8 protein-coding genes are annotated in these 11,507 nt (G+C 71.0%); 6 read left to right on the top strand and 2 right to left on the bottom strand.

All coding sequences use genetic code 11. The features are described from left to right. Positions 1-46: 46 nt before the first annotated feature. The gene (locus tag ACOJSN_RS10665) at positions 47-2,098 is read right to left on the bottom strand and encodes a glycogen debranching N-terminal domain-containing protein (RefSeq protein WP_420112478.1); all 2,052 of its coding nucleotides are present in this window, start codon (positions 2,096-2,098) and stop codon (positions 47-49) included. A 109-nt stretch (positions 2,099-2,207) separates the two neighbouring features. On the opposite strand from ACOJSN_RS10665, the gene ACOJSN_RS10660 reads away from it, so the two are divergent. Genes ACOJSN_RS10660 through ACOJSN_RS10645 form a run of 4 tightly spaced genes read left to right on the top strand, consistent with a single transcriptional unit; the run spans position 2,208 to position 6,564 of the window. Further along, positions 2,208-3,242 (top strand): LacI family DNA-binding transcriptional regulator, encoded by a 1,035-nt coding sequence (locus tag ACOJSN_RS10660; protein WP_420112477.1) that lies wholly within the window; start codon positions 2,208-2,210, stop codon positions 3,240-3,242. Further along, positions 3,239-4,519 carry an extracellular solute-binding protein gene (locus ACOJSN_RS10655; RefSeq protein WP_420112476.1) on the top strand — a complete coding sequence of 427 codons (1,281 nt, stop codon included), beginning with the start codon at positions 3,239-3,241 and terminating at the stop codon, positions 4,517-4,519. The genes ACOJSN_RS10660 and ACOJSN_RS10655 overlap by 4 nt, the downstream gene beginning before the upstream one ends. Positions 4,520-4,535: 16 nt before the next feature. After that, positions 4,536-5,660, top strand: a complete 1,125-nt coding sequence (locus tag ACOJSN_RS10650; RefSeq protein WP_420112475.1) for a carbohydrate ABC transporter permease — start codon at positions 4,536-4,538, stop codon at positions 5,658-5,660. A gap of 1 nt (position 5,661) precedes the next feature. Then, positions 5,662-6,564, top strand: coding sequence for a carbohydrate ABC transporter permease (locus tag ACOJSN_RS10645; RefSeq protein ID WP_420112474.1), 903 nt, complete (start codon positions 5,662-5,664; stop codon positions 6,562-6,564). Positions 6,565-6,574: 10 nt separating this feature from the next. Here the strand turns inward: ACOJSN_RS10645 and ACOJSN_RS10640 are convergent, their stop codons facing one another. Beyond that, complete coding sequence (locus ACOJSN_RS10640) at positions 6,575-8,659, bottom strand: acyltransferase family protein (RefSeq protein WP_420112473.1); 2,085 nt, start codon at positions 8,657-8,659, stop codon at positions 6,575-6,577. 67 nt (positions 8,660-8,726) lie between these two features. Between ACOJSN_RS10640 and ACOJSN_RS10635 the strand changes: the two genes are divergently transcribed. Both ACOJSN_RS10635 and ACOJSN_RS10630 read left to right on the top strand, forming a co-directional pair. Then, a complete protein-coding gene (locus ACOJSN_RS10635) occupies positions 8,727-10,187 on the top strand; it encodes a GuaB1 family IMP dehydrogenase-related protein (RefSeq protein ID WP_420112472.1) in 1,461 nt (486 codons plus the stop codon). Then, positions 10,184-11,507, top strand: a 1,324-nt coding sequence (locus ACOJSN_RS10630) for a TolB family protein (protein WP_420112471.1), incomplete at its 3' end; no start/stop codon positions are given. The genes ACOJSN_RS10635 and ACOJSN_RS10630, both read left to right, overlap by 4 nt.

The raw sequence follows: 11,507 nt of genomic DNA, 5'->3' as shown, positions 1-11,507 counted from the left end.
TGGTCGCCCCGGTACGGCGCACCTCGGACAGGGTGTGGGGAGATCGTCAGGAGATCTCGACGGCGATGCTCGCCTCGGTGATGACCCTCACCCTGCCGTCGCTCTCCACGGCCACATCGAGCAGTTCGGGTCCGAGCCGCAGCCCGCTCACCTCGAGTGGCCGCTCGGTCCGCGGCGCGACCCGGACCATTCCACCCGGTATGTCGGGCTGCAGCCCGAGCCGGGCCGCGAGGAGCGCGACGGCCGCCGCCGCAGTCCACGCCTGCGGGCGGCACGCCGCCGGGTAGGGCGCCGGCGCGCCGAGCTGCTCGGCACGGTCCCCGGAGAACAGCTCGGGCAACCGGTAGCCGAACGCGGGTGCTGCGCGCAGCAGCTGGTCGGCGAGCTCCTCGGCCTGGTCGACGAGGCCGGCCTTCGCCAGCCCGCTGATCGCGATCGCGGTGTCGTGCGGCCACACCGTGCCGCCGTGGTAGCGCAGCGGCCAGAACCCGCCGGAACCGTATGCCAGGGTGTGCACCCCGAAGCCGGATGACAGGCTCGCCGACGTGAGCCGGTCCGCGACGGCTCGCTCCTCCACCGGATCCAGCAGCCCGGTCCCGAGCAGGTGACCGATGTTCGAGGTGAGCGAGTCGACCGGGCGCTTGTCGCCGTCGAGCGCGATCGCGGGATACCTTCCCTCGGCGTCCTCGACCCAGAACCGCTCCCGGAACCGTGTGCGCATACCCGCCGCCCAGGCGCGCCAGCCCTCGGCGCCCGGGCGACCGAACGCCTCCAGCAGCGCCGCACCGCCGACCGCGGCCTCGTGCGCATACGCCTGCACCTCGCAGAGTGCGATCGTGCCCTCGGCGAGGCTTCCGTCGCGCCAGCGCACCGAGTCGCCGGAGTCCTTCCAGCCCTGGTTGGCCAGGCCCCGGCCGCTGGTGTCGATGTACTCGAGGAACCCCTCGTCGTCGGCGTCGCCGGACTCCGCCATCCACGCGAGCGCGCGCTCGGCGTGCGGCAGCAGCGCCTCGACGTCGGCTCGCGGCATCCCCCAGCGCCACGCGTCATGGAGCAAGCACACCCACAGCGGCGTGGCGTCGATCGTGCCGTAGTAGCGCGGCGGAAGCACGAACGCGCCGTGAGCCGCGTCCTGGATGTCGCTGGCGGCGCGCCGCACCTCGTGCACGATCTTGCCCGGCTGCTCGGCGGTGTCCGGGTCGTGGCGATCGCCCTGCAGCGCCGCCAGGGTCCGCAGCGTGCCCGCGGCGAGGCCGGTGCCAAGCGGCAGCATCATCCGAGCCGCCCACAGCGAGTCCCGTCCGAACAGCGTGAAGAACCACGGCGCACCGGCGGCGAGGAACGGCTCGTCCGGGGTGTCGGCCGCCGACATCACGAGTCCGGTGAGATCGTCCAGGCTCTGTGCCAGCAGCGCCTGGAGCCGGTCGTCGAGCCCCGTGACAACGGGAGTCGCCCACGGTGCGCGACCCCCGGCCGCTACCACCGCACCGGTGTCGCTGGCCGCGACCTCGTACCCCACCACGGCAGGTTCGCCGGCCTGCACGGTGATCTGCCACGTCAGCAGCGGGCCGCTCGGGTCCGTGACATCGACAGCAGCGCCCGCTGCGTCCAGTCGCACCGTCACCCCGGACCCTTCCCAGGTCAGCGACGAACCGGACGCCGAGCTGACCGGCAGCGACTCCCCTGGGATACCCGCCTTGACCGCGTCCATCTGTGCGAGGTCGGCGGCCACGCGCACAGTCACCGTGGTCGTGACCGGCGCGTCGGTGGCACAGCTGAGCGTCAGCCGCTCGGCGAATCGGCCCGCCGTGACCTCGCGCACGCGATCGAGCCGCACGGTCGGGTCCGCTCCCGCTTCGTCCACATCGCGGGCGAGCGCGGTCACGAGGACGCCGCCAGGACCGCTCGCGGACGCCGCGATCGGCTCGGGCTCGACGCCCGCCACAGTGAGCACCGCCGTCGAGAGCACCCGGACATCGGCGTGGTACACGCCGTCGATGCCCGCATCGGGCCGGATCTGGCCGTCCGGACCGGACCACGCCTGCGTCGGCGCAGCCACGCAGACGAGGCGATCGTGCAGCAGCGGTTGACGGGTCACGGTGCCCCCTGCTCTCTCACACTTGACAACGGCGTCGGGCGGGGCCACTCTAGCCCCACGAATTGGAGCGCTCAAACGCTGGGCGCGACCGGACCGCGAGGAGGCGGTGATGGTGGGTCCACGCGTCACGTTGGAACACGTGGCCGAGCATGCACGCGTGTCGCGGCAGACCGTCTCCAACGTCATCAACTCCCCCGACATCGTGCGTCCGGCAACCCGGGAGCGCGTGCAACGAGCGATCTCCGAGCTCGGCTACCGACCCCACGTCGCCGCACGCCAGCTCGTCACCCGCCGCTCCCACGTGCTCGGCTTCGGGGTCCCCCCGGCGACAGGCGGCACTCGCTACGCCGTCGGCAGCGCGTTCTTGCACGCGCTCACCGAGGCCGCGCAGCGCGAGGGCTACCGGATCATGCTGTTCAGCGCCGGCACCGACGAGGACGAGATCGCCGAGTACGGGTCCCTTCTCGACGGCTCGGATCTCGATGGCTTCGTGCTCGCCAACACCCACCACGGTGACCCGCGCACGCGGTGGCTCACCGAGCGCGGTGTCCCGTTCGTCACCTTCGGCCGCCCGTGGGGCGACCTGTCGGCGCCGCACCACTGGGTGGACGTCGACGGCGCGGCAGGGACCCGTGCTGCCGTGGAGCACCTCGCCGAGCAGGGCCACGAACGCATCGCGTTCGTGGGCTGGCCCGAGGGCTCCGGCGTCGGCGACGACCGGCGTCAGGGCTGGGCCGACGCGCTCCGAGCCTGCGGACGCAGCAGCGCGGAGATCAACGCCTGGCAGGCGACCACGCTCGACTCGGTCGAGGCCGCGCTCGACCCGGTGCGGGAGCTACTCGAACGTCTCGACCCGACCGCGCTCGTGTGCGTGTCGGACTCGGTGGCGGTGGCGGCGCTGCGCGTGCGTGCCGCGCAAGGCTCCGACGTCGCGATCATCGGCTTCGATGACGCCCCCGTGGCCGAGCCGCTCGGCCTGTCGTCGCTGCGGCAGCCACTCACCGAGGCCGCAGCCCGCTGCCTCGACCTCGTGCTGCGACCCCGACCCGAGCCGCACGAGGTGCTGCTCGCACCCGACCTGATCGTCCGCACCTCGAGCGTGGTCGCCCCGACCCCGCTCCCCCACCCGAGGAGGAACTCATGAGCACAGCCCGAACCGGGCGTCGCGTCGCCGTCGTCGCCCTGATGGCCGCCGGTGCCCTCACCCTGGCCGCCTGCGGCGGCGGAAGTGGATTCGAGGATGACACCGAGCCCGCCGGCGGAAACGGAGACACCGGTGCCGAGGGCGGCGGCGACACGGGTGAGGCGCTCACCGTCCTGATCGGGTCGTCGGGTGATGCCGAGACGCAGGCAGTGCAGGCCGCGGCCGCCGCCTGGACCGCAGAGACCGGCACCGACGTCGAGGTCGTCGCCGCCACCGACCTCGCCCAGGAGCTCAGCCAGGGCTTCGCGGCCGGTGACCCGCCGGATCTCTTCTACCTCGGCTCCGACACGTTCGCCTCGTATGCGGCCAACGGGTCGCTGCTGCCCTACGTCGACCAGCTTGAGAACGCCGACGACTTCTACCCCGTGCTGCTGCAGTCGTTCACCTACGAGGACACCCCGTACTGCGCACCCAAGGACTTCTCGACCCTCGCGCTGGTGATCAACACCGATGCGTGGGAGGAGGCCGGTCTCACCGACGACGACGTCCCCACCACCTGGGAGGAGCTCGCGAGCGTCGCCGAGACGCTGACGACCGACGACCGGGTGGGACTCTCCTTCGGCCCCGAGTGGCAGCGCGTCGGCACCTTCATGGCGCAGGCCGGCGGCGGTTTGACGAACGCGGAGGGTACCGAGGCCACCGCGAACAGCAGCGAGAACGTCGAGGCGCTCGAGTTCGTCCAGCAGATGCTGGTCGACGGCACCGCAGCCTACCCCGGTGACGTGTCCGCAGGCTGGGGCGGTGAGGCTCTCGGCATCGGTGCCGCAGCGATGGTGATCGAGGGCAACTGGATCATCGGCGCGATGACGAACAACTACCCGGACGTGGGCTACAGGGTGGTCGAGCTGCCTTCCGGGCCGGGCGGTCCCGGCACGCTCCAGTTCACCAACTGCTGGGGCGTCGCCGCTGACGGTGCCAACACCGGCGGCGCGATCGACCTGGTCGGCTTCCTGACGTCCGGCGAGCAGCAGATGGAGTTCGCGACCGCGTTCGGCGTGATGCCATCGGTGCAGTCGGTGAGCGGCGAGTGGGCCGAGCAGTTCCCGGACCAGGCCGCCTTCCTTGCCGGTGCCGACTACGCCCAGGGAGCACCGAGCGCCGACGGCGCCTCGGACGTGATCTCCGACTTCAACTCCCAGATCCAGGGCCTGAAGGACGGTGACCCGCAGGCGATCCTCGACTCGGTGCAGGCCAACCTCGAGGCGATCCTGGGCTAGATGGGGGCTTGATGCCATGAGCGCCAACCACACGCAGCGTTCCCCGCGTCCGCGCGGGGCACGCCGATCGGTCCACGGTGGGCAGGCTGCCTCGGGCTGGTTGTTCATCACACCGGTGATCGTGATCCTGGGCCTGTTTCTCGTGGTCCCTATCGTCATGGCCGCGTGGGTGAGCGTCTCGGACTGGGCGGGCCGCGGCAATCCCTTCAGCGGCGGCGCCCAGTTCGTCGGCGCACAGAACTATGCGGCGATCCTCACCGACCAGGGCCTGGCACGGCAGGACTTCGGCACCGCGCTGCGCAACAACTTCTACTACGTGCTGTTCGTGGTGCCGCTGCAGACGATCGTGTCGCTGAGCCTGGCGGTGCTCGTCAACAAGCGGGTGCTGAAGGCGCGCGGCTTCTTCCGGACCGCGTTCTACTTCCCGTCGGTCACCAGCTCGGTCGCGATCACGGCTCTGTTCCTGTTCCTGTTCACCGCGACCGGCGCGGTCAACAAGGTGCTCGCCGCTCTCACGATCGACGGCCCCAACTGGCTGACCGACCCGCGCGGGGTGTTCCACGTGCTGCTCGGTGCGCTGGGGGTGGACTCCGCGCCGTCGGGCCTGCAGGGCAACCCGCTGCTCGGCGTCTCGTGGTGGAACTGGTTGTCCGGCCCGAGCGTGGCGATGTGCGTCTTCATCATCATGGCGATCTTCACCACATCGGGCACCTTCATGCTGCTGTTCATCGCGGCGCTGCAGAACATCGGCGGCGAGGTCGAGGAGGCAGGCCTGATGGACGGTGCCAACGGGTGGCAGCGGTTCCGGATGATCACCGTGCCGATGCTGCGACCGACGCTGTTCACAGTGATCACGCTCGGTCTGATCGGCACCTGGCAGGTGTTCGATCAGATCTACGCGGGCACCGCAGGCGACCCGAGCAAGACCACACTCACCCCCGCGTTCCTCTCGTACCAGACCTCGTTCACCGGGCAACGCTGGGGGCAGGGCGCCGCGATCGCATTCGTGCTGTTCCTCATCATCGTGGTGATGACGGCGATCCAGCGACTGGTGCTGCGCGAGCGCGACACGGTGCCCAAGCGCAAGAGGTTCGTGCTCTCCGACGGCACGTACGCCGCCGACACCCATGGAGGGCACTGACATGGCGACCGACATGACCGCGCAGAGCTCCGCGGCGGCATCGACGATCTCCGCCGCGCCCCGGCGCCGCGGTGCCCGCAGCGATTCCCGCACGGCGACTGTGGTCACGATGGCCGTGCTGGTGCTGCTCGCGATCATCTACATCTATCCGTTCGTGGTGCAGGTGCTCACGTCCTTCAAGACGAACGCCGACGCCGTGTCGAATCCGCTCGGGATGCCGCAGATCTGGACGGTCGAGGCGTACCAGCGGCTGTTCACCTCCTCCGACTACCCGCTGTGGTTCCGCAACTCGGTCATCGTGACGTTGTTCGTGACCGCCGGCCGGGTGTTCTTCAACTCGCTCGCCGGATACGCCCTCGCTCGGCTGCGCTTCCCGGGTCGCGCGCTGGTGTTCAGCTTCCTCGTCGCCGTGATGGCGGTCCCGGGTGTGGTGCTGCTGATCCCGAAGTTCCTCGTCATCAACACGCTCGGCATCTACAACACCTTCTTCGGGCTGATCCTGCCGCTGCTGGTCGACGCCGCAGGCGTCTTCATCATGAAGAACTACTTCGAGTCGATCCCGGCGAGCGTGGAGGAGGCGGCACGCATCGACGGCGCCGGCACCTTCCGGGTGTTCTGGTCGGTGGTGCTGCCGATGGCCCGGCCGGCGCTGATCACGATCACGATCCTCTCCTTCCAGGGGTCGTGGAACGAGCTGTCGCACTTCATCGTGGCGGCGAACGACCGCGACCTGTTCAACCTGACCCGTGGCGTCGCCTCGCTCACCTCGGGCGCGCTCGGATCGTCCGCCGACTATCCGCTCAAGATGGGCGCGGCCGCGCTCATGACGATCCCGGTCGCGGTGCTCTTCTTCGTGTTCCAGAAGCGGATCATGGGCACCTCCGACGGCGCCGTGAAGGGGTGAGAGGTCCGCGTCACCCGCTCGGGAGGTACTCGAGCAACGCGGTCTCGAGCGCCGGCGCCAGCGCACGCGAGTACTCGTGCGAGAGGTGGCCGAAGTCCCGGTACACCACGAGATCACCGATCACCGGATAACAGGTCGAGTCGTCGCAGAACTCCGCAGTGAGATCGATCAGGCCCGCCCCGGTCTCCTCGGCCGCGGCCACCAGCGGGTCGGGCGGGAGCGCCTCCGCACGCGGCGTGCTGCATGCGCTGAGGTCATCCGGATGCGCCGCCACGCAGTCCGGCACGCTCTCACCCTGCGTCCGTGGGATCGCCGCGATCGCGGCGACCTCGATTCCCTGGTCCCGCCACTGCTGCCACAGGCTCGCGTAGCCGGCGACCGCCGGATCCGGCTCGACGGCGGAGGGCTCGCCCAGCCGGTCGTCCGCCGGCTGGGCGTACTCGTACGCCGAGGAGTACGCGGTCACGATCACCAGATCAGGATCGGCTGCCCGCACCCGCTCGGTCACCTCGGCGAGCCAGGTGCGGCAGTCCTCGAGCCGGATCCCGTCGGTCTCGTCGGCGACGATCCGCTCGGCCGCTGTGGGCGGGCAGCTCGACTTGGAGTACGTCTCGATCCGCCAGTTCCGTTCGCGTCCGATCGCCTCCAGCGCCGGGAACCACTGCGTACCGTGCGAGTCGCCCACGATCACCACCTCGGCGTCCGGGTCGGGCTCCTCGGAACCGAAGCTACAGCTCACCACCTCCGCGCTGTCCAACGTCTGCTGGCAGCCGAGGTACCGGGGCTCGTCGTTCTGCAGCGCCATCAGCGCCGGCGGCACCAGCAGCGGACCGTCACCGGTCGGACCGCCGCACGCCTCCGGATCCGCCATGGCGCCGGGGCCGAAGCACGGGTCGGCCGACGCCTCCGCGACCACGGCCTCAGCCGCCGTCACCCGCATCTCGAGCTGGACCCGCACGCTCGCTCCCAGCGCGACCACGAGCACCATGCCCGCTGCTGCCAGAGCGTACGTGCGCACGACCCCTCGGCGGGGCCTGCGGAACCGGTCCTCGACCCACACCTTGGTACCCCAGGACAACAGCACCACCACTCCGATGCCGAGGAGCTTGTCGATGATCGAGAGCTCGCGGACCAGGACGAGCGGCGCCACCACGACCACCGGCCAGTGCCACAGGTACACCGCATAGGAGATGTCGCCGAGGAACCTTGCCGGCCGCAGGCTCAGCACCCGATCCACCCCCCAGCGAGAGCCGCTGGTGCCGGCCGCGATGACCGCGACGGTCCCGAGAGTGGGCACGGCGGCGACCCAACCGGGGAAGGCCGCTCCGCCGTCGAGCATCACGGCAGTCGCGACGATCGCCGCGAGGCCGAGCCAGCCCAGCACGGCTCGCGGCGCCGCCGCGAGGCGGATCGAGACCAGCGCGAGCCCGGCGCCCAGGGCAAGCTCCCACAGACGCGTCGGAGTGGCGAAGTACGCCCAGGCGGGTTCGCGCGCGGTCATGACCAACGACGTCGCGAACGAGGCCAGACCCACGGTCGCGATGACGATCGCGGCCGTACGCACGCGCGAGAGACCGGGCCGGAACCGACGCGCCAACGCGAGGCCGGCCACGAGCAGCAGTGGCCACACCACGTAGAACTGCTCCTCGACCGACAGTGACCAGAAGTGCTGCACGAGCGTGGGCGCCTCACCCTGCGCGAGGTAGTCCACGGCGTCGGAGGCGAGCGCCCAGTTCTGCACGTACAGAGCACTGGCGACGATCGCTCGCGAGGTGGTCACCCAGTGCGTGGGTAGCACCCACAGGTACGTCGCGACCGCACACACCGCGAGCACCAGCAGCGATGCCGGCAGCAGCCGCCGGATCCGGCGCGCCCAGAAGTTCCGCAGCGAGACCGTTCCCTCGCGCTCGACCTCGCGCATCAGGTGGGAGGTGATGAGGAAGCCCGAGATCACGAAGAACACGTCGACGCCCACGAAGCCGCCCGTGAGTCGGGTCGGCCAGAAGTGGTAGATGACCACGAGCGCGACCGCGACCGCCCGCAGGCCTTGGACCTCGGGGCGGAAGCCCTGGTCCGTCCGGGTGGCAGCCGTCACGGAGAGCGAGGGTAACCCGGCCCGATCCGCAGCCCGTGCGCCTGCCGCGGGAGCATAGGCTGACGTCATGCGGTTCCTGTCCGGAGAGCTCTCGCACGACCTGACCTACTCCGATGTCTTCCTGGTCCCCTCCCGCTCGGACGTCGCCTCCCGGTTCGACGTCGATCTGACGCCGGTCGACGGCGCAGGGTCGACGATCCCGATCGTTGTCGCCAACATGACTGCCGTGGCGGGATCGCGCATGGCCGAGACGGTCGCGCGGCGCGGCGGGATGGTGATCCTGCCGCAGGACGTCCCGCTCGGTGAGGTGAGCCGCACGATCGGGCGCGTCAAGGCGCGGCACCCGGTGCTGGAGACCGCGGTCACGGTCACCGCGACCGACACCGTGCACACCGTGCTCTCGCTGTTGCACAAACGTGCCCACGGCGCGGCTGTGGTGCTCGACGGCGAGCGGCCCGTCGGCGTGATCTCGCGCAACGACTGCGAGGGGGCCGACCAGTTCGCGCAGGTGGGCACGCTGATGTCGGGTGACGTCACCACGCTGGGCATCGACGTGCTCGCCGGCGGTGGCGAGTCCGCGCTGCGCAACGCGTTCAACCAGCTGCACGCCAACCGGCGCCGGTTCACCCCGGTGGTCGACGGGTCCGGGCGCTACCTCGGCGTGCTGACCCGGCTGGGCGCGCTGCGCTCCTCGATCTACTCCCCCGCCCTCGACGCCGAGGGCCGACTACGCGTCGGCGCCGCGATCGGCGTCAACGGCGATGTCGCGGGCCGCACCGAGGCCCTGCTGCAGGCCGGGGCCGACGTGCTCGTGGTCGACACCGCGCACGGGCACCAGGCGAAGATGATCGAGGCGCTGCGGACGGTGCGCTCGGTCGCTCCCGACGTGACCGTGGTGGCCGGCAACGTGGTCACGGCCGATGGCGTGACCGACCTGGTCGAGGCCGGCGCGGACATCCTCAAGGTCGGGGTCGGTCCAGGCGCGATGTGCACCACGCGGATGATGACCGCCGTCGGGCGCCCGCAGTTCTCGGCCGTGCTGGAGTGCTCGGCGCGTGCGCGTGAGCTCGGCAAGCATGTCTGGGCCGACGGCGGGGTCCGCTACCCGCGTGACGTCGCCCTGGCCATCGCGGCGGGTGCCAGCCAGGTGATGATCGGGTCCTGGTTCGCCGGCACGTACGAGTCGCCGGGCGATCTGCATGTGGACGCGAACGGCCGTGAGTACAAGGAGAGCTTCGGGATGGCGTCCGCACGTGCGGTCGCGGCGCGCTCCTCCAGCGAGCCCGAGGCCTTCGACCGGTCCCGCAAGGCGATCTACGAAGAGGGCATCTCGCACTCACGCATGTACATCGACCGGGACCGGCCCGGGGTCGAGGATCTGCTCGACCAGATCACGTCAGGGCTACGCTCGGCCTGCACCTACGCGGGCGCGAGCACGATCGAGGAGTTCGTGGAGAGGGCGGTCGTGGGAATCCAGTCGCAGGCGGGATATGACGAGGGCCGACCGCTGCCAGGCGGCTGGTCGTGACCGCGCTCCCCTACGGCTCCTGGCCGTCGCCGCTGCGCGCCTCTGACCTCGCGGGTGCGAGCGTGCGGCTGTCCGAGGTCGCCGTGGTCGGCGGCGACACGTTCTGGACCGAGGGCCGTGCCTCCGAGCAGGGCCGCACGGTGCTGATGCGTCGCGACGCCTCGGGTGACGTCACCCGGGTCTCGCCCGAGCAGGCTCCCGACGGCGAGCCGTTCGACGTGCGCTCGCGCGCCCAGGAGTACGGCGGCGGTGTGTTCTCGGTGGCCGGCGACATGGTGGTCGCCTCCCGCAAGGAGGACGACCGGCTGTACCGGTTCGCGCTCGACGGCAGCGGCGCCACGCCACTCACCCCGGCCGACGGCGGTCGGTACGCCGATCTGTCGATCGACGCCGGCCGTGGTCTGGTCTACGCGGTCCTCGAGGACCACGGCGAGGCCGGCGGGTTCCGAACCGATCCGACGATCTCACTCGTGGCGGTCCCGCTCGACGGGTCGGCGGCCGCATCGCGTTCGCAGGTGCGGGAGGTGTTCGCCGGCACGGACTTCGTCAACGCACCACGCTTGTCCCCCGATGGTCGCTACCTCGCGTTCGTGACCTGGGATCACCCGAACATGCCGTGGGACGGCTCCATCGTTCACGTGGCGGAGCTGGCGACCGACGGCACGCTGCGCTCCCGGTCGGTCGCCGTAGCCGGTGGCGACGACGTCTCCGCCCAGGAGCCGGTCTGGACGCCCGCCGGTGACCTCGTGCACGTGGATGACCGCTCCGGCTGGTGGAACGTCTATCGGACCGAGCTGAGCACGCCCGAGGGCTGGCTCGAGCTGCGCACCCGACACCTGCACCCGGCCCAGGTCGAGTTCTCCGCGCCGCAGTGGGTGTTCGGGCCGCGCACGATCGCGGTGCTGGACGAGGACCACCTGGTGCTCTCCTGGGTCGAGGAGGGCCGCCGTCGACTCGGCACGATGCGGCTGCTGAACGGCGAGCTGGAGGCGTGGGTCGGCGAGTGGGAGCCGGCCGGCGCGATCGCAGCGGCGACCGACCGGGTGGTATTCGTGGGTGCGCACCCCCGGCGCCCCGGCGCGGTCGTCGAGCTCGAGCTCGCCGGGGGCACCACCACGGTGCTCGCCTCCTCCACCCGCCTGGAACACGCCGAGGCGCGCATCAGCGAGGCCGAGCCGGTTTCCTGGGACGCCGGTGACGGCGTGGAGGCGCACGGCTTCTACTACCCGCCGGCCCTCGCCGGCACCGCCGGACCGGAGGGCGATCTGCCACCGCTGCTGGTGATGATCCACGGGGGCCCGACCTCGGCCACGAGCCCCG

Source organism: Pseudactinotalea sp. (genome assembly GCF_048594945.1).
Lineage (GTDB): Bacteria > Actinomycetota > Actinomycetes > Actinomycetales > Beutenbergiaceae > Pseudactinotalea.
Note: the sequence above shows the minus strand (reverse complement) of the source record. Positions and strands in the feature narration are given on the sequence as shown.